The sequence below is a fragment of the Cohnella rhizoplanae genome (genome assembly GCF_948329515.1).
In the GTDB taxonomy this organism is placed as follows: Bacteria; Bacillota; Bacilli; order Paenibacillales; family Paenibacillaceae; genus Cohnella; species Cohnella rhizoplanae.
Map to the genome: position 1 here is coordinate 298,290 of NZ_CAOJCN010000001.1, position 23,703 is coordinate 321,992.

General features: G+C 63.7%; 20 protein-coding genes. 19 read left to right on the top strand and 1 reads right to left on the bottom strand.

The window, feature by feature from the left end; genetic code table 11:
* Positions 1-15: 15 nt before the first annotated feature.
* Positions 16-252: a DUF2626 domain-containing protein gene (locus PQG80_RS01325; protein ID WP_271749324.1), complete on the bottom strand. Its 237-nt coding sequence runs from the start codon at positions 250-252 to the stop codon at positions 16-18.
* 304 nt (positions 253-556) lie between these two features.
* On the opposite strand from PQG80_RS01325, the gene PQG80_RS01330 reads away from it, so the two are divergent.
* The 19 genes from PQG80_RS01330 (at position 557) to PQG80_RS01420 (ending at position 23,533) form a co-directional block, all read left to right on the top strand.
* Positions 557-1,210, top strand: coding sequence for an RsfA family transcriptional regulator (locus tag PQG80_RS01330; protein WP_271749325.1), 654 nt, complete (start codon positions 557-559; stop codon positions 1,208-1,210).
* Between the two features lie 245 nt (positions 1,211-1,455).
* Entirely contained in the window at positions 1,456-2,412 is a 957-nt protein-coding gene (locus PQG80_RS01335) for a ketopantoate reductase family protein (protein WP_271749909.1), read from the top strand.
* Entirely contained in the window at positions 2,409-2,819 is a 411-nt protein-coding gene (locus PQG80_RS01340; RefSeq protein WP_271749326.1) for a DUF3397 domain-containing protein, read from the top strand. The genes PQG80_RS01335 and PQG80_RS01340 overlap by 4 nt, the downstream gene beginning before the upstream one ends.
* 132 nt (positions 2,820-2,951) lie before the next feature.
* Entirely contained in the window at positions 2,952-4,631 is a 1,680-nt protein-coding gene (gene bshC / locus PQG80_RS01345; protein ID WP_271749327.1) for a bacillithiol biosynthesis cysteine-adding enzyme BshC, read from the top strand.
* Positions 4,628-5,893, top strand: coding sequence for an adenosylhomocysteinase (locus tag PQG80_RS01350; RefSeq protein WP_271749328.1), 1,266 nt, complete (start codon positions 4,628-4,630; stop codon positions 5,891-5,893). Before bshC ends, PQG80_RS01350 begins: the two co-directional genes overlap by 4 nt.
* 140 nt (positions 5,894-6,033) lie before the next feature.
* Positions 6,034-6,471 (top strand): division/cell wall cluster transcriptional repressor MraZ, encoded by a 438-nt coding sequence (gene mraZ, locus PQG80_RS01355; protein ID WP_271749329.1) that lies wholly within the window; start codon positions 6,034-6,036, stop codon positions 6,469-6,471.
* 105 nt (positions 6,472-6,576) lie between these two features.
* A complete protein-coding gene (gene rsmH / locus PQG80_RS01360) occupies positions 6,577-7,548 on the top strand; it encodes a 16S rRNA (cytosine(1402)-N(4))-methyltransferase RsmH (RefSeq protein WP_271749330.1) in 972 nt (323 codons plus the stop codon).
* 89 nt (positions 7,549-7,637) lie between these two features.
* Positions 7,638-8,027, top strand: a complete 390-nt coding sequence (ftsL2, locus tag PQG80_RS01365) for a cell division protein FtsL (protein WP_271749331.1) — start codon at positions 7,638-7,640, stop codon at positions 8,025-8,027.
* Positions 8,028-8,075: 48 nt separating this feature from the next.
* Positions 8,076-10,388 (top strand): penicillin-binding transpeptidase domain-containing protein, encoded by a 2,313-nt coding sequence (locus PQG80_RS01370; protein ID WP_271749333.1) that lies wholly within the window; start codon positions 8,076-8,078, stop codon positions 10,386-10,388.
* 114 nt (positions 10,389-10,502) lie between these two features.
* Positions 10,503-12,446, top strand: coding sequence for a stage V sporulation protein D (locus PQG80_RS01375; protein WP_271749334.1), 1,944 nt, complete (start codon positions 10,503-10,505; stop codon positions 12,444-12,446).
* Positions 12,447-12,602: 156 nt separating this feature from the next.
* Positions 12,603-14,090 carry a UDP-N-acetylmuramoyl-L-alanyl-D-glutamate--2,6-diaminopimelate ligase gene (locus PQG80_RS01380; RefSeq protein WP_271749335.1) on the top strand — a complete coding sequence of 496 codons (1,488 nt, stop codon included), beginning with the start codon at positions 12,603-12,605 and terminating at the stop codon, positions 14,088-14,090.
* Positions 14,090-15,562, top strand: coding sequence for a UDP-N-acetylmuramoyl-tripeptide--D-alanyl-D-alanine ligase (locus tag PQG80_RS01385; protein ID WP_271749337.1), 1,473 nt, complete (start codon positions 14,090-14,092; stop codon positions 15,560-15,562). Before PQG80_RS01380 ends, PQG80_RS01385 begins: the two co-directional genes overlap by 1 nt.
* A complete protein-coding gene (gene mraY / locus PQG80_RS01390; protein ID WP_271749338.1) occupies positions 15,562-16,533 on the top strand; it encodes a phospho-N-acetylmuramoyl-pentapeptide-transferase in 972 nt (323 codons plus the stop codon). The genes PQG80_RS01385 and mraY overlap by 1 nt, the downstream gene beginning before the upstream one ends.
* Entirely contained in the window at positions 16,530-17,969 is a 1,440-nt protein-coding gene (gene murD / locus PQG80_RS01395) for a UDP-N-acetylmuramoyl-L-alanine--D-glutamate ligase (protein WP_271749339.1), read from the top strand. The genes mraY and murD overlap by 4 nt, the downstream gene beginning before the upstream one ends.
* 46 nt (positions 17,970-18,015) lie before the next feature.
* Positions 18,016-19,113, top strand: coding sequence for a stage V sporulation protein E (gene spoVE / locus PQG80_RS01400; protein WP_271749340.1), 1,098 nt, complete (start codon positions 18,016-18,018; stop codon positions 19,111-19,113).
* Positions 19,114-19,117: 4 nt separating this feature from the next.
* The gene (murG, locus tag PQG80_RS01405; protein WP_271749341.1) at positions 19,118-20,236 is read left to right on the top strand and encodes an undecaprenyldiphospho-muramoylpentapeptide beta-N-acetylglucosaminyltransferase; all 1,119 of its coding nucleotides are present in this window, start codon (positions 19,118-19,120) and stop codon (positions 20,234-20,236) included.
* Between the two features lie 180 nt (positions 20,237-20,416).
* Positions 20,417-21,322 (top strand): UDP-N-acetylmuramate dehydrogenase, encoded by a 906-nt coding sequence (murB, locus tag PQG80_RS01410; RefSeq protein ID WP_271749342.1) that lies wholly within the window; start codon positions 20,417-20,419, stop codon positions 21,320-21,322.
* A 17-nt stretch (positions 21,323-21,339) separates the two neighbouring features.
* The gene (gene murA / locus PQG80_RS01415) at positions 21,340-22,599 is read left to right on the top strand and encodes a UDP-N-acetylglucosamine 1-carboxyvinyltransferase (protein WP_271749343.1); all 1,260 of its coding nucleotides are present in this window, start codon (positions 21,340-21,342) and stop codon (positions 22,597-22,599) included.
* Positions 22,600-22,774: 175 nt separating this feature from the next.
* A complete protein-coding gene (locus PQG80_RS01420) occupies positions 22,775-23,533 on the top strand; it encodes a cell division protein FtsQ/DivIB (protein WP_271749344.1) in 759 nt (252 codons plus the stop codon).
* Positions 23,534-23,703: the final 170 nt, after the last annotated feature.

Below are 23,703 nucleotides of genomic sequence, written 5' to 3' on the forward strand. Positions count from 1 at the left end.
TTCAGGCGCCCGACGTTAAGCCGGCAAGCCCATCTCGAATACGGACCAGTAAGTAAAGCCGAGGAAAGCGATGATCATATAGCCCCAGAACATGAAGACGTATGTGCGCTCCGTGAACTTCAAGTAACCGAGCAAGAAGAAGGCGGCCGTCTGGATAAAGAATAGAAGCGCCATTTCGTACATATCGCCCGCAAACGACATGAGCGCGATCACGAGCGTCCAGAACCCAAGCATCCGGAACATGCGTGCCATGGTAATCCCCCTTCAGCGTTTCGCTAACCATTTTTCTACAGCATATTATACCCACGGTTCGGGGGCAGTGTAAACGGGGATTCGTGACGAAATGGCAAACTTTTCGTCCAAGCCTAGTATGCCGACCTTCCGTGCCGCTATTCATGCTCGATTCTATATTCTCATCGACAGCCGGATCAAGGTATACGACGGGCAAAAATGGATATACCTAGAGGTATCCGATAGATTCTATGATTTCTATCACGGGCATACAGATAAAAAAAGAAAGCAAGCTAAGCGAGCGATAGAGGAGGGAATAGACCGCATGGCGGCTATTAGACAAGATGCATGGAGCGCGGATGACGATCTGATTCTGGCGGAGATAACCCTTCGCCACATACGGGAGGGCAGCACGCAGCTCGCCGCGTTCGAAGAAGTGGGACAGCGGATCGCGAGGACGGCCGCGGCATGCGGGTTCCGCTGGAACAGCTGCGTCCGCAAGCGCTACGACGATGCGATCAGCATCTCCAAGCAGCAACGGCAAAAACGCAATTATCTCAAAAAGCAGGGAGCCATACCGCTGCCGTCCGAAGAGCGCCTGGAGCTGCCCGCGGGGGAAGAAGGAGGCGCCGCCAAAGGCGAGTTGATCGGTTCCGATGCGCTGAGCCTGGAGGCGGTGATCCGCTATCTGAAGCAATGGAAGGGTTCCGTTCAGGAGCTCGGCAAGCAGGTGAAGCAGCAGGAGAAGGAATTGAGAGAAAAAGAAGAACAGATCGCGGCGCTGAGGGAAATCAACGACCGGCTCTCCAAGCAGGCGAACGCGGCGCAGACGGACTATCAGGTGGTCAACGATGACTATAAGGCGCTGATCCGCATCATGGACCGCGCGCGACGGCTTGCGATATTGTCCGAAGAGTCGGAAGAAGAAAAAGCGAGATTCAAGATGGACGCCAACGGCAACCTCGAGCGGATCGAATAGCCGCGAACGGATAGACGGAATCGAATACGCGAGCTTGAATAGTCGGGAATAGAAGCGTTATCAAAGAAAGATTACGGGCAAGCCGCGCCGCGCTGCAACTAGCGCCGGAGCGGCTTGTTTGCGTCCGCTGGGCCGCCGGCCGTTGTGCGCGGGGGCCGGACATTGTATGGTATTTATTGGACGCGGTTCGCCCGCAAATAGCGGCATACGATCACCGAGGTAGAGGAGGAGTCACATTGGAAGGCGTGCAGATTATCGGCGGCGGGGCGATCGGACTGCTGCTGGCAGGAAGGCTGGCGGCGTCCGGCGTGCTCGTATGCGTCAGAACGAGAACGCGCGAGCAGGCGGACGAACTGGCGGCGGAGGGCGTAGCCGTATTGTCGGCGCTCGGCGATGCCGATCTGCGCGCCATCGTGGAAGCCGCACCGCTGGCCGACGGAATGGCCGGTATGCCGGAGGTCGCGCTGCTCGCCGTCAAGCAGACCGCGCTCACGCCGGACTTTCTCGATCTGCTGGACGCGGCGCTGCCGCCCCGGGCCGTCGTGACAGCTTTTTGCAACGGCATCGGCCATACCGATCTGCTGACGGAGCGTATGCCCGGCCGACCGGTGCTGGCTGCAGTGACGACCGAGGCCTCGCTGCGTCTCGGCGCGGCGACCGTGCGCCATACGGGCAGGGGCGAGATTTGGCTCGGCCCGGCGCCGCTCTTTGAGCGCGGAGACGCCGCTTATGCGGCCGGCGAAGAGAAAGAGGCGGCGGCGCTCGCCGCTGCGCTGCGGCAGGCAGGATTTACCGCTTCGGCGTCGAATCATATGGCGGAGAGAATGCTGCGGAAACTGCTCAGCAATGCCGTCGTCAATCCGCTGACGGCGCTGCTCCGGGTGCCCAACGGGGAATTGGTTCGGCCGCCCGCGCGCGCAGAGCTCGTGCGGAGGCTGTTCGACGAGACGCTGGCCGTGCTCCGCGCATGCGGGCTGCGAGCGAACGCGGGCCTGTGGGAGGAGCTGCTCGACCTGTGCGAGCGAACCGCCGCCAACCGCTCCTCCATGCTGCAGGACGTGCTGGCGGGCAGGCCGACGGAGATCATGGCCATCAACGGCGCCGTCGCCAAGCTGGCCGCGCTGAAGGGGCTGGCGGCGCCATATAACGAGTCGGTAACCGCGCTGGTGTCGGCGCTGCGCGGCGAGGATAGAGAAGGGTGAGTGAACGCGCAATGTGGAATGCGCTAGTATCCGCGTACGCCGTATTGGCCATCGGCTCCGTCATTCCGTTCGCGGCCATATTCGGCATCTCGTCCGTGCAGACGGGCGACAAGAAGCGCGCGATGGGGCTTGCGATGGACATGACGACGATCTTCCTCATCGGCATCGTCAGCGTGCTGCTCAATCAGGCGTTCGGCATACATATGGGTTTTTATATCATTTTGCTTTTCATGCTGCTCGGCGCGGGTCTCATCGGCAACGCGCAATACCGGCTTCGCGGCAAGGTCGACGGCCTTAAGCTGTTCCGGGCGATCTGGCGGCTGTCGTTTTTCGGCCTTGCGGCGTTATACGTGCTGCTCATGCTCGTGCAGATCGTCCGGTTTTTCGCGCAGGGTGACTGGCAATGATCGGACCCTCCGGCCATAGCCCCTCCGCTCGCGTCAGCGAGGCGGCGGGGCTTTGTTTTCATTTCTTTGACGATATCCGGCCGCTTCATGTACAATCGTGAATGACACCATTCGGACGGGAGGTTGTCCGGGATGAATACGACTCCCTTTAATGACGGGACGGCGCAGTCTCTCTCCGAAACGTACCGACGCGGCGACGATCAAGTCGCTGCGCTCTTCGGAAGCGCCCACTGCAGTGATATAGAAGCATGGAGCAGGCGCGCAGCGCGGCTCGACCAAGGCGCGGGCGGCCGCGCGGACAGAAGACGGCTCGGCGAGGCGCTGGCCGATTACCAGCGCAGGCTCGATTCGGGCGCGCTCGCGCTGAAGCATGTCGAGGCGCTCGCGGGCGAAGGCGCGCTCGCCGTCGTCGGCGGACAGCAGGCCGGATTGTTCGGCGGTCCGCTGCTCATCGCTTACAAGGCGCTGACCGTGATTCAGGCGGCCAAGCACGCGTCGCGAAGTCTGGGACGGCCGGTCGTGCCGGTATTTTGGATCGCCGGCGAAGACCACGACTTCGAGGAAGCCAACCACTTGTATGTCTCTCCGGGCGAGGGAGAGCCCCGCAAGGTCAAGCTGACCCGCCCGGAAGGGCCTCGCCATGCCGTCAGCAGGACGACGCTCGCCGCGGTAGACTGGGAGGTCGCGCTCACGGAGCTGGCGCTGACGCTCCCCGATACCGAATTTAAACCGAATCTGCTGCGGCAGATCAGGGGATACGCGAGCGACGCGCCGACGCTGACCTTGGCGTTCGCCCGTCTGCTCTCCGATTGGTTCGCGGAGGACGGCCTCGTGCTGATGGATGCGGACGACCCTGCGATCCGGCGGCTCGAGGCAGGCATGTTCAGGGAGCTGGTCGTCCGCAGCGAGGAGCTCAGCGAGGCGCTGGCCGCCGGCGAGGCGTCCGTCAGACAGCTCGGGTACCCGATCCAGGCGGAATCCGCGCCGGACGGCGCCAACCTGTTCGTGCACGCGGAGCAGGGCCGGACGCTGCTGTTCAGACAGGGCGACCGGTTCGAGGACCGCAAGGGCGGACTCGCGTACGGCAGGGACGAGCTGCTGCGGATGGCCGAGGAGCGCCCCGAGCAGCTGAGCAACAACGCGCTGTCCCGTCCGCTCATGCAGGACTACCTGTTGCCCGTGCTCGCCACGGTGCTAGGCCCTTCCGAGATCGCCTACTGGGCGTCGCTCGGCCCGGCCTTCGCGGCCTTCGGGCTGGAGATGCCGATCATCGTGCCGAGGCAGTCGTTCACGTACCTGGAGCCGCAGGTCGAGAAGCTGCTGGCGAAGTACGGCGTCACCGCGGAGCAGATCGCTTCGGACGGCGGGCGGATGAGGAGCGATTGGCTCTCCGCGCAGGACACGTGGGATATCGGCGGCCGCTTCGCGGACGCCAGGGCGCGGTTCGGCGAGCTGTACGCGCCGCTCCTCGATATGGTGTCCCAGGTGGACCGGGGACTGGCGAAGCTCGGAGAGAGCAATATGTCGCTCATTCTCGAGCAGATTTCTTATCTCGAGCAGCGCACGGCCGGCGCGCTCGCGGGGCGCCACGAGGCCTCGCTGCGGCAGTGGGACCGGATGCTCCATTCGATCCGGCCGCTGGAACAGCCGCAGGAGCGCATCTACGGCATCGTACATTTTATCAACCGCTACGGCACGGGCTGGCTGGCCGCCCTGCGGTGCATTCCGTTCGACGTTACGGGCGGCCATCGGCTGATGGCCCAGAAGCAGGCCGAGCCCGGCGGCCGACATCAGGAGGTTTGTTGTTCATGAAAACGACGCTGTCCAGCATTATCCGCGATCCGTCGCTAGCGCGGGAAGGCAAGCTGAAAATCGATTGGGTCGAGGCGCATATGCCGGTGTTGAACCGCATTCGCGAGCAGTTCGCCAAGGATCTCCCTTTCAAGGGGCTGAAGGTGGCGATCTCGCTCCATCTGGAAGCGAAGACGGCTTATCTGGCCAAGGTCGTCCAGGCAGGAGGCGCCGAGGTGGCGATCACCGGCAGCAACCCGCTCTCCACGCAGGACGACGTCTGCGCGGCGCTCGCCGAGGACGGCATCGCCGTGTTCGCCAAGTACAACCCGACTCCGGAGGAGTATCACGGCCTGCTGGAGCGGACGCTCGAGACAAAGCCTGATCTCATCATCGACGACGGCGGCGACCTCGTCACGATGCTCCATACGTCCCACCGCGACCTGCTGCCCGGCATCCGGGGCGGGGCCGAGGAGACGACGACCGGCATTCTGCGTCTCAAGGCCATGGAAAAGGACGGCTCGCTTCAATTTCCGATGGTGGCGGTGAACGACGCCTATTGCAAATACCTGTTCGACAACCGGTACGGCACCGGCCAATCCGTATGGGACGGCATCAACCGGACGACCAATCTGGTCGTCGCGGGCAAGACCGTCGTCGTTAACGGCTACGGCTGGTGCGGCAAGGGCGTCGCGCTCCGCGCGAAGGGACTCGGCGCGAACGTCGTCGTCACCGAAGTGGACGCCATCAAGGCGGTCGAGGCGTACATGGACGGCTTCACGGTGCTGTCGATGGACGAGGCGGCCAAGGTCGGCGAATTTTTCGTCACCGTCACAGGCAACAAAGACGTCATCACCGGCGCGCACATCGCGCAGATGAAGGACGGGGCGATCCTGTCCAACGCAGGCCATTTCGACGTCGAAGTGAACCTCGTCGAGCTGGAGGCGATGTCGGAGTCGAAGCGCACCGTGCGCCGCAACATCGAGGAATACCGGCTGAAGGACGGCCGCAAGATCTACGTGCTCGCCGAGGGCCGTCTCGTCAATCTGGCAGCCGGCGACGGTCATCCTGCGGAGATCATGGATATGACGTTCGCGCTGCAGGCGCTCTCCCTGCGCTACGTGAACGAAAACTACGAAGCGATCGGCAAGCAGGTCGTTAAGGTGCCTTACGAGCTCGACGAGCGGGTGGCGAGAGCCAAGCTCGAATCGCTGGGCATCTCGATCGACGCGCTGAGCGAAGACCAGAAATCGTACTTGGACAGTTGGGCCGGGCACGAATAATGACGATTTTTTAATAACCTAAAATATTTTACGGAAATCCTGCTTTCGAAGCAGGATTTCTTTTTTTTTGCGCGAATAGTCATCATAAGTGGTTTAAAGTGGAGCAAAGTGGTGGAATGTGGAGGGGGTGCGCAGCGGTCATGTTTTTAGGGGAATACCAGCATTCGATCGACGACAAAGGCCGAATCATTATTCCCGCTAAATTCCGCGACGCGCTGGGCGCCGACTTCATCGTCACCCGCGGGCTCGACAACTGTTTGTTCGTCTATCCCCGCGAGGAGTGGGCGCAGCTGGAGCAGCGGCTTCGGGCGCTGCCGTCGATGGCGGCGGGCGCCAGAGCGTTTTCCCGTCTGCTGTTCTCCGGCGCTTCCGAGGGCGAGTGGGACAAACAGGGAAGGGTCAACCTTCCGAACCACCTGCGAGACTATGCCAAGCTGGACAAGGAATGCACGATTATCGGCGTATCCACGAGAGTGGAGATTTGGGACAAGGCGACTTGGGAAGCCTATAGTCATGCCTCCGAGGAATCGTTCAACGAGATCGCGGAGAAGCTGGTCGATTTCGATTTTCATTTCTGAAGCAAGGGCGATCGTCGCGCGGGTCCCGAATTAGTTTACACATCACCAATACATAGACAGAAGCAGCCGACAGCATGACCGCGAGGGTTGCCGGGAGGCCATATTTTGTTCCACCACATCACAGTGCTCAAAGAAGAAGCGGTAGAGGGTCTGAATATCCGCGAAGACGGCATCTACGTCGATTGCACCCTGGGAGGCGCGGGACACAGCGAAGCGATCGCCTCGCGCCTCGCCCCCGGAGGCAGGCTTATCGGCCTGGATCAGGACGACACCGCTCTCGCCCACGCGCGCGAGCGACTGGCGCCATATGGAGACATCGTGACGCTGGTGAAAAGCAACTTCCGGCACCTCGCGGACGCGCTGCGGCAAGCTGGCGTGCCGGAGAAGAACGGCGTGCCCCAGGTAGACGGCATACTGTTCGATCTGGGCGTATCCAGCCCGCAGCTGGACGAAGCCGACCGAGGCTTCAGCTACAATCATGACGCTGAACTCGACATGCGCATGGACCGCAGCCAGTCGCTCAGCGCCCGCGAGGTCGTGAACGAGTGGGACGAGCGGGAGCTGTCGCGCATCCTGCGCGATTACGGCGAGGAGAAGTTCGCGCGCAAGATCGCAAGGCATCTGGTGGAATCGAGAGCCAAGTCGCCGATCGAGACGACCGGCCAGCTGGCCGAGCTCGTGAAGACCGCCATTCCCGCGGCCGCGAGGCGTACGGGAGGCCACCCCGCGAAGCGTGCCTTCCAGGCGATCCGCATCGCGGTCAACGACGAGCTGGAGGCATTCCGGGACGCGCTCAAGCAAGCGATCGATTGCGCCGCACCCGGCGGACGGATCGCGGTCATCACGTTTCATTCGCTAGAGGACCGGATCTGCAAAGAGACATTCGTGAAGGAAGTGCCGGCCAACATCAGCCCGCCGGGATTCCCGGTGACGGTATGGGGCGAAGGCAGGCTGAAGCTGACGCCGCGCAAGGCGATCGTGCCGACGGACGCGGAACTCGAGCAGAACAACCGGGCGCGCTCGGCGAAACTTAGAATCGCGGAAAAACTCAATCCGGACGATCGCGAGCCGCAATAAGGGTCGAACCGGCTTAACGGCCGGCGTACGTTCGCATCGGATCGAAAAATAGAAGCGTCACGACATCAAGGCGCGGGGGAGCGTTGATCATGCGTTATTATGGCAATCTGGCCGTCCGAGAGGAACGCCAGCCGGAGCAGCAAAAAAAGCCGCAGCAGCAGCGGGCCGCGCAGACTGCGACCCACGTACGCCGCAAGAGCATACCGGTCGGCGAGAAGCTGCTGTACCTGCTGACCGTGTTCGTCTGCGTCGCCATGGCGGGAATTATTTTATATCGCAACGCCGGTCTGTACGAGATGAATCGCGATATTCAGCAAACGACGAGCGAGTACGAGACGAGCGCCGATCAGACCAAGGAACTGCAGCGCGAGGTGGACAAGCTGCGGGATCCCGCGCGGATCCAGCGGCTGGCGACGGAAAAAGGCTACGTGTTTAACAACGGCCAGAAGCCGCTGACGCTGTCCGCCGACGGAAATTAAGGGCCCGATAGCCGACGCTTAGCCCGAATCGAACGGAAGGTGAGGGAAATGACGAAAAGAATCAAATTGCGCACGCTGCTGGCGGGAGGGGTAATTACCCTCCTGTTTGTCGCTTTATGGGGACGAATTTATTGGGTGCAGGTGGCGCATGCGGAATTCTGGTCCGAGCAAGCCCGCAATACGTGGGTCACGACCAAGAAGCTCGTCCAGGAACGCGGCACGATCTCCGACCGCTCCGGCACCGTACTGGCCGGGGACGCCGCCGCGTATACCTTGGCGCTGAGCCCCAAGATTATTCACGAGCTGAACGACGCCAATCCCCAGTGGAAGCTTATCGACCAGATCGCGTCCAAGGTGACCAACATACTCGGCAAGCCCGAGGACCAGGTCCGCAAGATCATCGACGCCAAGACGAGCAAGGGCGTCTACTACCCCCAGCGCGAGGTGCAGCCCGAGGGCTGGAAGGTCGATAAAGAGGTCGCCGACCGGCTGACGGCATTCCGCGATCAGATGCGCGAGTTGACGGGCAAAAAGGACGTCGGCATCTACCTGATCGAGGACAAGAAGCGCTATTATCCGAACGGTTCGCTCGCTTCCCAGATTCTCGGTTATCAGAACAAGGAAGGCACGGCCATCATGGGGCTCGAAAAGTCGCTCGACGGCGAGCTCAAGGGCGAGGGGGGCTCCATTACTTACGTCAAAGACGGCAAGCGCACGCAGCTCGCGGACGGCGAGATCGAGGCGAAGCAGGCGATCGACGGCAAGAACGTCATGCTGACGATCGACCGCGACATCCAGTATTATATGGAGCAGGCGATGAAGACGGCTTACGAGCAGTACCACCCGCTCAGCATGACCGCGATCGCGGCCGATCCGAAGACGATGGACATTCTCGGCATGGTCAGCCTGCCGGACTTCGACCCCAACAACTACTGGGACTATGCGAAGGATCAATCCTCGTTCAAGAACAACGCGGTGCAGTCCATTTACGAGCCGGGCTCTACGTTCAAGATCGTGACGCTCGCGGCGGCCGTCCAGGAAGGGCTGTTCAACCCGAACGACAAATATATGTCGGGCAGCGTGGCGATCCCGAAGTCGGCGCCCGTCAACGATATCAAGCGCGGCGGCTGGGGCGAGATCACGTACCTCGAGGGCCTGAAGCGTTCGAGTAACGTAGCGTTCGTCAAGCTGGGCTACGAGAAGCTGGGCAAAGACAAATTCAAACAGTATATCGACAACTTCGGATTCGGTCATAAGACCGGCATCGAGCTGGCGGGCGAGATCGCGGGCACCACGCAGCTGACATGGGAGCGGGACTACGCCGCGGCGACCTTCGGACAGGCCGTGTCCGTCACGCCGATCCAGCAAGTCGCCGCCGTTGCCGCCGTCGCCAACGGCGGTAAGCTGATGACCCCGCATATCATCAAGTCGATCTCGGATCCGAATACCGGAGAGAAGGCCGTCACCGAGCCCAAGGTCATCCGTCAGGTCATCTCGGAGCAGACGTCCAAGAAGGTCGGCGAATACCTGGAGCAGGTCGTCAGCGACAAAGAAATCGGCACCGGGCGCAACGCCTACATAGAGGGCTATCGGATCGCGGGCAAGACGGGTACGGCGCAGAAGGTCATCGGGACGGGCTACGCCGAAGACAAATTCGTCGTATCGTTCATCGGCTACGCGCCGGTCGAGGATCCGAAGATCGTCCTGTACGTGCTCGTGGACGAGCCGGACGACGAGACGTTGGGCGGAGGCTCCGTCGCCGCTCCGATTTTTAAGGAGATTATGCAAAAATCCCTCCTTCATCTCGGCGTGCTGCCGGCTATCGCGAAGGATGCGGACAAGGACGAGAAGGACGATCCCGCAGCGACGCCGGCCCCGGTCACGGCAAAGGTGGTCGACGTAAGCGGCATGACGGCCGCGCAGGCCAAGAGCAAGCTGTCGAACAGCTCGTTCGAGGCGCTCGTGCTCGGCAAAGGGGACAAGGTGATCTCGCAGCTGCCCAAGGCGGGCACGATGCTGCCGACGTCTCAGCACGTGTACCTGTTAACCGAGAAAACGCTGGGAAGCGTGCCGAGCTTCAAGGGATTGTCCCTGCGGGACGCGCTGGATATGTGTTCGCTGCTCGGCGCATCCTGTACGGCCAGCGGCCAGGGCTACGTGTCCGACCAGCTGGCGGCGCGAAACGGCGAAAAGCTGTCGATCGCGCTGACGCTGTCCGCCCCGGCCGGCGCCGCCAAGACGGAAGGGCATGCCTCGGACGCGGAGGACGCGAAAGCGGGCGAAGGGGATAAGCAGGTACAGGCAGGCGGCGAAGGCGCGGGCAACGTGGACGACAGCGCCGTCGGCGACGCCGGCGATTAGCGAAGGCGCGGCCCGGTTCGTCCGGTCCGGACAAGCATAGCTTGTTCTAAGCCCCTTCTCCAAGGAATAGGGTGGGAGTAACGCACCGATATTCCGGGGAGGGGGCTTACCTGCGTGAGAATCTCGCAAGTGACGGTGAGGCGGCGGCTGCTGCTGGCGCTGCTCGCGGTAGGAATCGGATTCATGGCGCTCATCGCGCGCCTCGCATACGTACAGCTGGTCAAGGGAGGCAAGCTGGCGGAGCAGGCGGAAGAATCGTGGCGCAGGCAGATTCCGTTCGAGGCCAAGAGAGGCACGATCACGGATCGCACGGGCATTAAGCTCGCGTACAACATCAGTTCGCCGACCGTGTACGCGGTGCCGGCGCAGGTGAAGGACAAGGAAGGCACGGCAAGGAAGCTGGCGCCGCTCATCGGCATGACCGCGGACAAGGTGGCCGGGATGCTTAAGAAAAAGGAGAGCAACGTGAACCTGCGCCCGGGCGGACGCAAGATCACGCTTGAGCTGGCGCAGGAGATCCGGGATCTGGCGCTGCCCGGCATCTATGTCGCAGAAGACAACAAGCGCTTCTATCCGTTCGGCACGATGGCCGCCCAGGTACTGGGCATTACCGGCTACGACAGCGGCCTGACCGGCGTGGAGAAGCAGTACAATCCATTGCTGTCGGGCACGCGCGGGAACATCTCGTTTCTGACCGACGCCGCCGGGAGGCAGATGCCGAACTCGTCCGAGGCTTACCAGCCGCCGCGCGACGGCCTGACGCTGCAGCTGACGATCGACCAGAAGATCCAGTCGATCGTGGAGCGCGAGCTCGACCAGGCGATGCTGAAGTATCAGGCCAAGGACGTCATCGCCATCGCCATGGATCCCAAGACGGGCGAGATCCTGGCCATGGGCAGCCGGCCTACGTTTCAGCCCGACCGTTACCAGGAAGCGGCGCCGGAGGTCTACAACCGCAATCTGCCGATCTGGATGACCTACGAGCCCGGATCGACCTTTAAGATCATCACGCTGTCCGCCGCCATCCAGGAGGGCAAGGTGGATTTGAAAAACGAGCGCTTTTACGATCCCGGATTCGTCGAAGTCGGCGGGGCGAGGCTGCGCTGCTGGAAGAAGGGCGGTCACGGGAGCCAGTCCTTCCTCGAGGTCGTGGAAAATTCCTGCAACCCGGGCTTCGTGACCCTGGGGCAGCGGCTCGGGAAGGAAAAGCTGTTCTCGTATATCAAGGACTTCGGCTTCGGCAAAAGAACCGGGATCGACATCGGCGGCGAAGAAAACGGCATTTTGTTCAAGCTGGCCAATGTCGGGCCGGTGGAGCTGGCTACGACGGCGTTCGGGCAGGGGGTGTCCGTGACCCCGATCCAGCAGATTACGGCGGTCGCCGCCGCGATCAACGGAGGCAAGCTGTTCAAACCGCACGTCGCGAAGGCGTGGGTCAATCCGGAGACGGGCGAGACGCTGCAAGAAATCAAGCCCGAACTCGTGCGCCAGGTCATCTCGCCGGAGACCTCCAAGCAGGTGCGCGAAGCGCTCGAGAGCGTCGTGGCGCAGGGGACCGGCGGCAACGCGTTTTTGGACGGCTACAGGGTCGGCGGCAAGACGGGAACCGCGCAGAAGGTCATTAACGGCGTCTACTCGGCGAGCGAGCACATCGTTTCTTTTATCGGCTTCGCGCCGGCCGACGATCCGCAGCTGATCGTTTACGTCGCCGTCGACAATCCGCAGGGTATCCAGTTCGGCGGCGTCGTGGCGGCGCCGATCGTGCGGGGCATCATGGCGGACGCGCTGCCGTATCTGGGCGTCGAGCCCCGCAAGGAGCAGATCGGCAAGGAGTACAAGCTGGGCGAGCTGCCGATGGTGAACGTGCCGAACCTCGTGGGCAAGACGGTGTCCGACTTGTACGAGGATATGAACATGAACTTCCAGCTGTCGTCCTCCGGCAAGGGAGACACGGTGCTGCGCCAGGCGCCGGCAGCGGGCCAGCGCGTGCAGAAAGGCTCGGTCATCCGGATCTATCTCGGCAGCGAGGGCGAACGGCCTCCGGTCGGCGCGGATTGAGTCCGGTCAGCGGTCGCGGACACCCGAATGCCAAGTCTTTCCTTCCTCTTGTTTGAAAAGCCGGCATGGCGGATAATGTACGCATAGGAAAATGGATCAATATTTCAATCACGCGAAATAGCAAAACTGCTGTTTGCCGAAGGAGCTGAACGTGCGATGCGATTAAATCAATTGGCCAAGGAACTGCTGCTGCATCGGATCATCGGCGACGACGGCGTCGACATTCGGGGGATCGAGTCGGACTCGAGAGCCGTGGAGGCGGGACAGCTGTTCTTCTGCCTCCCGGGCCATCGGGTCGACGGACATGACTTCGCGCCGCAGGCGCTGGAGCGCGGCGCCGCCGCGCTCGTGGTCTCGCGGGAGCTGCCGCTGCCCGCGCCGCAGCTGGTCGTGCCCGACGTGCGCCGCGCGCTCGCGGTGCTGGCGGACAGCTGGTACGGCCATCCGTCGCGCAAGCTCCGGCCCATCGGCGTGACCGGCACCAACGGCAAGACGACGACCACGTACCTGATCGAGCGCATCCTGAGCGACGCCGGGATCTCGCCCGGCGTCATCGGCACGATCGAGGCGAGGTATGCGGGCAATAGCTATCCGATGTCCGGGACGACGCCGGACATTCAGCCGTTGCAGCGTCTGCTGGGCGCCATGGCGGATGCCGGAACGGAGCGGGCCGTCATGGAGGTGAGCTCGCACGCGCTGGAGCAGGGCAGAACGTGGGGAACCAAGTTTAAGACGGCTATTTTTACCAATCTGACGCAGGACCACCTCGACTATCACGTCACGATGGAAGCGTACGCCGCCGCGAAGGGATTGTTCTTCTCTAGGCTGGGCAACGACTACGGCGCCGGTCCCGAGGATCGCGCGTATGCCGTGCTGAACGCCGACGACGAGGTGTCCGCCAAGTTCGCCAGGCTGACGGCGGCGGAGATCGTCACTTACGGCATCGACAGGGAGGCGGACGTACGCGCGACGAACCTGCGGATCTCGTCCCGCGGCACCTCGTTCGACGTCGAGACGTTCCGCGGATCGCGGCCCGTGCAGCTGCGCATGGTCGGCAAGTTCAACGCGTATAACGCGCTCGCCTCGCTAGCCGCCGCCCTGGTCGAGGGCATCGGACTGGACGCGGCCGTCGCCAGTCTCGAAGCGGTGCCGGGCGTGCCCGGCCGCGTCGAGGCCGTCGACGAGGGCCAGCCCTACGCGGTCGTCGTCGACTACGCGCATACGCCCGACGGTCTCGACAACGTGCTGCGCGCCGTGCGCGAGATCGCCGAGGGCAAGGTCATCTGCGTCTTCGGCTGCGGCGGCGACCGGGACCGGACCAAGCGCCCGATCATGGGCCGGATCGCGGCGGAGCTCGCCGACGTCCTGCTCGTGACGAGCGACAATCCGCGTACCGAGGACCCGATCGCGATCCTCGAGGATATCGAAGCCGGCCTGAAGGAAGACGCTGTCGATCCGGACCGGTACGAGCTGGAGCCGGACCGCGGAGCGGCCATTCGCAAAGCGGTTGAAATGGCCAGCCCCGGGGATGTAGTATTGATAGCGGGAAAAGGACACGAGACGTATCAAATTATCGGCGGCGTGACGCACGACTTCGACGATCGGCTGACGGCGCGCGACGCGATAAGGAGCAGGATGCTGTGATGAGAGCGACGATAGGCGAAGTCGCCGCCTGGTGCGGCGCAGAGATGTCCGGCGCGCCCCGGACCGCGGAGGCGGAGATCTCCGGCGTGTCGACCGATTCAAGGTCGATCGCCGCCGGACAGCTGTTCGTGCCGCTCTCCGGGGACCGGTTCGACGGACATGACTACATAGATACCGCCGTTCGGGCGGGGGCGTCTGCCGCATTGTGGCGGCGCGACCGCCCGGTGCCGGCGGACATCGCGCTGCCGCTGCTGCTGGTGGACGACACGCTGGCGGCGCTGCAGCGCCTGGCCGCGGGCTATCTCGGGAGCTGGACGCCCAAGGTCGTGGGCGTGACGGGCAGCAACGGCAAGACGACGACCAAGGACCTGATCGCGTCCGTGCTGGGCACGACTTTTAAGACGACCAAGACCGAAGGCAATTATAACAATCATATCGGATTGCCGCTGACGATCCTCCGGGCGGACAGGGACGCGGAGGTTCTCGTGCTGGAGATGGGGATGAGCGGCTTCGGCGAGATCTCGCTGCTCACCCGCATCGCAAGGCCCGACATGGCCGTCATCACGAACATCGGAGAGTCCCATCTCGAGCACCTCGGCTCCAGGCGCGGCATCGCGCGCGCCAAGCTGGAGATCGCGGAGGGCGTCAAGGACGGCGGCATATTGATTTATAACGGCGACGAGCCGCTGCTGCGCGAGGAGCTCGCGGCGCTCGCGCTGCCGGCGGAGTCGCTGCGGACGCTGACGTTCGGCGAATCGGCAGCCTGCGAACTGCGCGCGATGGACATCGCGACGGACGCGGAGCGCGCGTCCTTCGTCGCGCAGACCGGATCTTCGGCGACGCTGACGGCGCCGTCGGCAGCGGACGCCGCCCGAAGCGCCGGCGCAGCTGCCGAGGCTTCGCGCTTCGTCCTGCCGACCCCCGGCAGGCACAACGCGGTCAACGCCCTGGCCGCGATCGCGGTCGCCCGTCTCCTGGGCGTCGCGGACGCGGACATCGCGCGCGGCCTGTCCGAGGCGAAGCTGACCGGCATGCGGATCGAACGCGTCCAGGCGCGGAGCGGCGCGCTCGTCCTGAACGACGCCTACAATGCGAGCCCGGCCTCCGTGCGCGCGGCCATCGCGCTCGTCGCGCAGCTCGGCGGCTACCGCCGCAAGTGGCTCGTGCTCGGCGACATGCTCGAGCTCGGCCCGGACGAAGCCGAGTTCCACGCCGCCATCGGCCGCGAGCTGTCGCGGGGCCAGGCCGACGGCTTGCTGGCTTACGGTCCGCTGTCCGCGCACACGGCCGAAGCCGCCTCGCACGCGATGCCGGGCGGGACGGTGCGCCACTTCACGGATAAGAACGAGCTGGCCGAGGCGCTCCTCGGGCTCGTCGAACCCGGCGACCTCGTCCTGGTGAAGGCGTCGCGGGGGATGCGCCTCGAAGAGATCGTGCATCGCCTGGCGGCGGGGAAGGAGGAGGGACGCTGATGGATTACGCATCCACGCTCTGGACGCTCGGCGTCTCCTTCCTGCTCACCGTGCTGCTCGGCCCGCTCTGCATTCCGGTGCTGCGGCGGCTGAAGTTCGGGCAGCAGGTCAGGGACGACGGACCGCAGTCTCACCTGAAGAAGATCGGCACGCCCACGATGGGCGGCATCATCATCCTGCTCGCGATGACCGTGGCTTTCCTAAAGTTTTCGGACCGCGGCTGGCCCTTTTGGGCGCTGCTGACCGCGAGCCTGGGCTTCGGCCTCGTGGGCTTTCTGGACGATTTTATCAAGATCGCCATGAAGCGCTCGCTCGGCCTTACGGCCTGGCAGAAGCTCTTCGGACAGCTGGTCGTGTCGATCGCGTTCTGCTTGATCATCCACCGGATGGACCTGAGCACCGCCGTAGGCGTGCCGGGAACGGATTGGTCGCTGGACCTGGGCTGGGCGTATTACATACTGGTCGTCGTCATCTTCTTCGCCGCGACCAACGCGGTGAACTTCACCGACGGCCTGGACGGCCTATTATCCGGGACAAGCGCGCTCGCGTTCGGCGCGTTCGCCATCGTGGCGCTCGAGGCGACCCAGCAGCAATCCGCGATTTTCTCGGCGGCCGTCGTCGGCGCGGTACTCGGCTTCCTCGTGTACAACGCGCACCCGGCCAAGGTTTTCATGGGAGACTCGGGCTCGCTCGGGCTCGGCGGCGGCATCGGCGCGGTCGCGATCCTGACCAAGACGGAGCTTCTCTTGATCGTGATCGGCGGCGTTTTCGTGCTCGAGATGCTGTCCGTCATCATCCAGGTCGGGTCGTTTAAGACTCGCGGCAAAAGGGTATTCAAAATGAGTCCCATCCACCACCACTTCGAGCTCACGGGCTGGTCCGAGTGGCGCGTCGTGACGACCTTCTGGCTGGCCGGACTCGTTTTCGCCGCGATCGGTCTGATACTGTATAAGGGGATTGGGAACCTATGATGCCACTTGCGAATTACCGCGGCCGCAAGGTCGTCGTGCTGGGCCTCGCCCGCAGCGGCGCGGCCGCCGCGAAGCTGTTCCATCAGGCGGGCTGCGTCGTGACGGCGAACGACCGCAAGGAGAGGGAAGCCTGTCCCGAAGCCTCGGAGCTCGAGGCTTTGGGCATTTCTGTTGTTTGCGGCGGACATCTGAACGACCTGGTGACGGCGGATACGGCGCTGCTGGTGAAAAATCCGGGCATCCCGTACACCGCCTCGCCCGTCGTGCAGGCGGAAGCGCTCGGCGTCGAGGTCGTGACGGAGGTCGAGGTCGCGGGACAGCTGTCGCCGGCGCCGATCGTCGGCATTACCGGCTCCAACGGCAAAACGACGACGACGACCTGGAGCGGCGAGCTGCTCGCGGCCGCCGGACTCGCTCCGATCGTCGCGGGCAATATCGGCCGTCCGCTGGTCGACGCCGCGCAGGAGATCGGGCCGGACGGCTGGCTCGTCGCGGAGCTCTCGAGCTTCCAGCTCAAAGGGACGTCCGGTTTCCACCCGCGCATCGCCTGCCTGCTCAATCTGGCGGAGACGCATCTCGATTATCACGGTACGATGGAAGACTATGTCGCGTCCAAGGCGAAGCTGTTCGCCAACCTGGCCGACGGAGACACGGCCGTCTTCAACGCGGACGATCCCGTCTGCGCGCGGATCGGGCAGTCTTCGGCGGGGCGCAAGCTGCCGTTCTCGCTGACCCGGCGGCTGTCGCCGGGCGTGTCGGTGGAACCGCCGTTCGCGGCTGGCGGCGCCGGCGAGCCGTCAGATTCGCAGCCGGCGGAGCGCTGGATCGTCGCGCGCGACGCCGGCGGCGCCGAGACGCGCATCGCGCGCGTCGACCGGCTCGGCATTCCAGGCCGCCACAACTGCGCCAACGCGCTGGCGGCGGTCGCGATCGCGCTGGCGGCAGGGGCGGCGCCCGCGTCGCTGCAGGAGCCGCTCGAGCGATTCAAGGGCGTCGAGCATCGACTGGAATTCGTCGGGACGTTCCGGGAGGTGCGTTACTTCAACGATTCGAAGGCGACCAACCCGACGGCAACGATCATGTCCGTCTCTTCGCTGCCCGCGCCGCTCGTGCTGATCGCGGGCGGACTCGACCGCGGCTCCGATTATCGCGAGCTCATCCCGCTGTTCCGCGAGCGCCTCAAAGGCGTCGTGGCGCTCGGGGAGACGCGGGAAAAGATTCGCAAGGTCGCGGAGGAAGCCGGTTTAACGAGCGTCGCGGTCGTCGAACCTGTAGAGGATGCCGCCGAAACGCTGAAGAGAGCCGTCCTGGAGGCCGCCGCCATGGCGGAGCCGGGAGATATCGTGCTGCTCTCGCCCGCCTGCGCCAGCTGGGACATGTTCCAGTCGTACGAGGACAGGGGGCGCATTTTTAAACAATCGGCGCATACGCTGTAAGAAGGGGGCTCGTCCCCACTTCTTCGTTTGGCGAGGTGTCCGGTTTATGGCCAAGGTCCGCAAGGCCCCCGATATTTGGATGATCGCAGCGACGCTCGGCATTTTGGCGGTCGGGATCGTGATGGTATACAGCGCGAGCGCGGTAGCCGCCTTTCACGATTACGGCGACAAGTTTTATTACGTCAAGCGGCAGCTGCTGTTCGCGGCGCTCGGCATTTTCATGATGTTCGTAACGATGAACGTGGACTACATCCGCTGGCGGCGCTGGGCGCTGCCGGGCCTGCTCGTTTGCTTCAGCCTGCTGCTCCTCGTCCTCGTGCCGGGCGTCGGCGTCGTGCGCGGCGGCGCGCGCAGCTGGCTCGGCATCGGCAGCTTCGGCATCCAGCCGTCCGAATTCATGAAGCTGGCGATGATCCTGTTCCTCGCCCGCTTCCTCGCCGAACGGCAGCAAAAGCTCGTGTCGTTCACGAAAGGGCTTCTGCCGCCGCTCGGCATTCTGGTCGGCGCGTTCGGACTGATCATGCTGCAGCCGGATCTCGGCACGGGCGCCGTCATGATCGGCGCTGCGCTGCTCGTCATCTATGCGGCCGGCGCCAGGATCGGTCACCTCGGCGGGTTGGCCCTGTTAGGCGTCGTCGGCCTCGTCGGCCTGATCGCCGCCGCGCCTTACCGGCTTCAGCGGATCACGGCTTTTCTCGATCCGTGGCAGGACCCGCTGGGCGCGGGGTATCAATCGATCCAGTCGCTGTACGCGATCGGGCCGGGCGGTCTCGTCGGACTCGGCCTCGGCATGAGCCGGCAGAAATACAACTATTTGCCCGAACCGCAGACCGACTTTATATTTTCCATCCTGGCCGAGGAGCTGGGCTTCATCGGCGGCAGTCTGCTGCTCGTGCTGTTCTTGCTGTTGATCTGGCGCGGCATGCGGACGGCGATCGCCATCGACGACCCGTTCGGGAGTTTCCTGGCGGCGGGCATCGTGGGCATCATCGCGGTCCAGGTGTTGATCAACATCGGCGTCGTCATCGGGCTCATGCCCGTGACGGGCATCACGCTGCCGCTCGTCAGCTACGGGGGCTCTTCGCTGACGCTGCTCCTGACGGCGCTGGGCATTTTACTGAACTTATCCAGATTTGCGAGGTGACGCTATGCGTATCGTGTTGACCGGCGGCGGTACCGGCGGCCATATTTATCCCGCGCTCGCCATCGGCCGAGAGGCAGGGCGGCGCGATCCGGCCAGCGAGCTGCTGTATATCGGCACGAAGCGCGGGCTCGAGAGCCGGATCGTGCCGGAGCAGGGAATACCCTTCGAGAGCATCGACATCACGGGCATCCGGAGATCGTTGTCCCTGGAAAATCTTCGCACCGCCCTGCGGTTCGTCCGCGGGGTGCGGCGCGCCAAATCGCTGCTGCGGGAATTCAGGCCCGACGCGGTCGTCGGTACCGGCGGCTACGTATGCGGGCCTGTCGTCTATGCGGCGGCCAAGCTCGGCATCCCGACGCTGCTGCACGAGCAGAACGTCGTGCCGGGATTGACCAACAAATTTTTGAGCCGGTACGCGGACGCGGTCGCGGTCAGCTTCGCCGACTCCAAAGCGCATTTTGCCGGCGTCAAGAGCGTGGAGTACGCAGGCAATCCCTGCGCGACCGCCATACTCGGAGGCGACGCGAACCGCGGCTATGCCTCGCTGGGCCTCGCGCACGGCACGCGGTTCGTGCTGATCGTCGGCGGCAGCCGGGGCGCGCAGACCTTGAACCGGGCTGCGGCGGACGCGGCGGCCAGGCTGGCAGGATTGCCTGACGTGCATTTTGTGTTTGCCTCCGGCGAACGGTATTACGAGGAACTGAAGGCGGAGATCGCCCGTATCGCGGATCCGTCGGTCTCGGGCAGGCTGCACGTCAAGCCGTACATAAGCAACATGGCGGAAGTGCTCGCGGCGACGTCGCTCGTCGTGGGTCGCGCCGGCGCCTCGTTCATCGCCGAGTTCGCCGCGCTCGGCGTGCCGGCGATTTACGTGCCGTCGCCGAACGTAACGAACAATCATCAGCAGGCCAATGCCGAGAGCGTCGTTCGCGTCGGCGGCGGCCTGATGATTCTCGAGCGGGAGCTCGACGGCGCCAAGTTGTACGAGGCCGTGGCGGGCATTATGAGCGACGAGTCGCGCCGCGTCCGGATGGCGGCCGCGGCCAAGTCTCTCGGCATGCCCGAGGCGGCCGGCGTCATTTACGAGCAATTGCAGCGCATCGTCCGCAAATCGCGGACTTGACCTTGGAAGAAACGGACTGCGGGTTTGAAGCCGGTCTTGAGCTTGGCGCGTAGGTGGGCGATTGTCACCATGCCGGCCGGCCCGACATACGATAGGGTGTAGTCGCGGCTGTCCGCAATCCATGCGCCGCAAGCCCGCGGAGAACCCGCAGCTCCTTAGAATCGATTGGAGGAGATCTGGATGGAGCAGTTGATCGCGGACCTGGAACGGTCGTACTCGGGGGTCGTCAAGCAGGGCGAGCCGCTGGCCGCCCATACGACCTGGAAGATCGGCGGACCCGCTGATCTGTTCCTCGTGCCGGCGGACGCGGACCAGTTGGCTGCGGCCATCGCCGCGCTCGGCCGGCACGGCGTCCCCTGGACCGTCCTCGGACGCGGTTCCAATACGCTCGTGTCCGACCGCGGCGTCCGCGGCGCCGTGATCAAGCTCGGCGGAGGATTCGACGCGGTGCGCTTCGAGGGCAACCTCGTCGTCGCCGGAGGTTCGTATTCGTTCATCAAGCTGTCCGTCATGGCGGGCAAGGAAGGCCTGACCGGACTGGAGTTCGCGGGCGGCATTCCCGGCACGGTAGGCGGCGCGGTGTACATGAACGCGGGGGCGCATCATTCGGACGTGTCGCGTATTTTAAAGTCGGCCAGCATCGTCTGGGAAGACGGATCGAAGGGAACGTACGGCAACGAGGAGCTGGGCTTTCGCTACCGGCACTCGGTTTTGCACGAAAAAAGGGGCATCGTGACCGAAGCCGTGTTCGCCCTGGAGCCCGGAGACCGCAAGGAGATCGCCGCCATGCTGGCCTCTTACAAGGACCGCAGGCTGCGGACGCAGCCGCTTCAGCTCGCCTGCGCGGGCAGCGTCTTCCGCAATCCGCCGGGGGACCACGCCGCTAGGCTGATCGAGGCCGCGGGGCTGAAGGGCGTCAGGGAAGGCGGAGCCGTAGTCTCGGAGCTGCACGCCAACTTCATCGTCAACGCGGAACATGCGACGGCCGAAGACGTGCTCGCCTTGATGGAACGCGTAAGAAGGACAGTGAACGAGCGGTTCGGCATTCTTCTCGTTCCCGAGGTGCTCCTGATGGGCGAGCGGTAATCCCGGAGGTGAATTCCTTGGACAAACTGGTGATTGAAGGCGGCAGACCGCTTTCGGGCACCATCCGCATCCATGGAGCCAAGAACGCCGCTCTGCCGATCCTGGCCGCGACGCTGCTCGCGCAGGAACCGGTAACTCTTCGCAACATACCGAAGCTGCTGGATATCGAAGTCATGCTGGACATCATGAAGGATCTCGGATGCATCGTTCGGCGGGACGGGGACGCGGTGACGATCGACGGAACCGTAGCCGATTCGTCGCACGTGCCCGAACGTTTGATGCGCTTGATGCGTTCCTCCGTTTTTCTGATGGGACCCCTGCTCGCCAGGTTCGGCGAGGTGCAGGTGTACCAGCCGGGAGGCTGCGCGATCGGGGAGCGCAAGATCGATCTGCATCTGCGCGGCCTCGCCGCGCTCGGCGCGGACATTGAAGAGACCGGCAGCCGGATCGTATGCCGGGCGCCCCGCCTGTCCGGCGCGGAGATCAGTCTGGACTTCCCAAGCGTCGGCGCCACCGAGAACATCATGATGGCGGCAGTCATGGCGGAAGGACGCACGACGATCATCGGCGCGGCCAGAGAACCGGAGATCCAGGATCTGCAGAAATTTCTGAACGCCATCGGCGCCAAGGTGCGCGGAGCCGGTACCGACACGATCACGGTCGACGGCGTCGACAGCCTGGGCGGCTGCGAGTTCGAGATCATCCCCGATCGGATCGTGACGGGCACTGCGATGGTCGCCGCGGCGGCGACCCGCGGCGAGGTGACGCTCGAAGGCGCGGCTTCCGCCCATCTTACTTCGTTAATCCACGTCATGCGGCGCGCCGGTGTTCACATCGAGACCGGGGATGGTATAATAAGAGTCGGCGCCAAGGGCCGGCCGCGAGCGGTCGACCGCATCGTGACTTCGCCTTATCCCGCCTTTCCGACCGACATGCAGGCGCAGCTCATGGTGCTTCTGTCTCTGGCGGGCGGCGTCAGCGTGATTAAGGAGACGGTGTTCGAAGGCCGCTTCAAGCATGTAGACGAATTATGCCGCATGGGCGCGGATATCCGCATCGATCTGAATTCCGCGATCGTCCGGGGCGTTCCCAGGCTGTACGGGACGACGGTCGAGGCCACGGACCTGCGGGCCGGCGCCGCGCTGGTCATCGCCGGACTCGCCGCGCAGGGCAGGACGATCGTCGAGAACGTTCATCATATCGATCGCGGCTATGACGAGATCGAGCGGATGTTCGCCGGCTTGGGGGGCGACATCTCGCGGGTCTCGATCGGCTAGCGCGTAGTGAAGCATAGTTCGGCCGGGAGGGATAAGCGTCATCCGCTTATCCGCTTCCGGGCCCGCGGGGAGCCCTGGCGGTTCCCTCGATCGGCCGCCCGGCGGGGCCTTCTTGCTTTTCGGATAGGGGACAAGCTACGCGCTACCGCCGGCTGTCGAGAGGAGAGCACGCAAGATGATAGAGCGAATTCCCGCGCTGCCGCGGGAACAGACGGCGGCGAAGCGACGCGGCGGCAAGCTGCTGTGGATCGTGATTGCCTTGTTCGTCGCCGTGCTGGTCGTATTGTTTTTCAGATCCTCTCTTTCCCGTATCAGCGTGATAGAGATTCATGGCTTGACTTATTTGAACCAAGATCAGGTGAAGGCCGAGCTAGGCGTCGGCATCGGCGACTCTTTTTTTATGCCTGCTTCGGACAAGCTGGCGCAGCGGGCCGAGCGGCTGCCGCAGATCCGGGACGTGCGGGTCGTTAAGCACTTTCCGGGCAAGCTGGACGTCACGGTGAAGGAATATCCGTCCGTGGCGCTCGAGCTGGACGGCAAGGGCGTCTTGTCCGTCGTCCTGGCCAACGGCTACGCCGTCCAGCCGCCCGCGAGCAGCGCGCTTCCCGCCAAGCCCGTGCTCACCGGCTGGGCCAAGGACGATCCGCAGCGAGCGGCCTTGTGCCTGGCGCTCGGCGGACTGTCCGCGGAGGGACTGTCCGACTTCTCCGAGATCTCTCCGGATCCTTCCCGCGCATATCCCGACCGGATTCGCATATTCACGCGTTCCGGATTCGACGTTCTGACGACGGTCGGCAAGCTCAAGGACAAGATCGCCATCTTGAGCGAGCTCGTGGAGAACCGGGAGCCGGGATCGGTCGTGCTGCTGGATTCGGACACGTACTCGCCTTATTCGGCACAAACGGACCCGGCAAGCGAAGAAGCAGCCCCGTAACTTAAGGAAATGGACTCTACTCAACCGCGCGGATTAATGCTAGAATTTTATCTATGCGCTTATCGCTTCATAGGGAGTCGAGGGCATTCCGCCCGGCTCCGTTCCCAGAAAGAGGGAAGTAATTTTTTTGTTGAAAAAAGAGGGAAATTCCCGATTGCGTTGAATAACTA

Coding starts and splice junctions, on each gene's coding strand:
- PQG80_RS01325 (WP_271749324.1), bottom strand. CDS start 252: ATGGCACGCATGTTCCGGATGCTTGGGTTCTGGACGCTCGTGATCGCG.
- PQG80_RS01330 (WP_271749325.1), top strand. CDS start 557: ATGGCGGCTATTAGACAAGATGCATGGAGCGCGGATGACGATCTGATT.
- bshC (WP_271749327.1), top strand. CDS start 2,952: ATGAATACGACTCCCTTTAATGACGGGACGGCGCAGTCTCTCTCCGAA.
- PQG80_RS01350 (WP_271749328.1), top strand. CDS start 4,628: ATGAAAACGACGCTGTCCAGCATTATCCGCGATCCGTCGCTAGCGCGG.
- mraZ (WP_271749329.1), top strand. CDS start 6,034: ATGTTTTTAGGGGAATACCAGCATTCGATCGACGACAAAGGCCGAATC.
- ftsL2 (WP_271749331.1), top strand. CDS start 7,638: ATGCGTTATTATGGCAATCTGGCCGTCCGAGAGGAACGCCAGCCGGAG.
- PQG80_RS01370 (WP_271749333.1), top strand. CDS start 8,076: ATGACGAAAAGAATCAAATTGCGCACGCTGCTGGCGGGAGGGGTAATT.
- PQG80_RS01380 (WP_271749335.1), top strand. CDS start 12,603: ATGCGATTAAATCAATTGGCCAAGGAACTGCTGCTGCATCGGATCATC.
- PQG80_RS01385 (WP_271749337.1), top strand. CDS start 14,090: ATGAGAGCGACGATAGGCGAAGTCGCCGCCTGGTGCGGCGCAGAGATG.
- mraY (WP_271749338.1), top strand. CDS start 15,562: ATGGATTACGCATCCACGCTCTGGACGCTCGGCGTCTCCTTCCTGCTC.
- murD (WP_271749339.1), top strand. CDS start 16,530: ATGATGCCACTTGCGAATTACCGCGGCCGCAAGGTCGTCGTGCTGGGC.
- spoVE (WP_271749340.1), top strand. CDS start 18,016: ATGGCCAAGGTCCGCAAGGCCCCCGATATTTGGATGATCGCAGCGACG.
- murG (WP_271749341.1), top strand. CDS start 19,118: ATGCGTATCGTGTTGACCGGCGGCGGTACCGGCGGCCATATTTATCCC.
- murB (WP_271749342.1), top strand. CDS start 20,417: ATGGAGCAGTTGATCGCGGACCTGGAACGGTCGTACTCGGGGGTCGTC.
- PQG80_RS01420 (WP_271749344.1), top strand. CDS start 22,775: ATGATAGAGCGAATTCCCGCGCTGCCGCGGGAACAGACGGCGGCGAAG.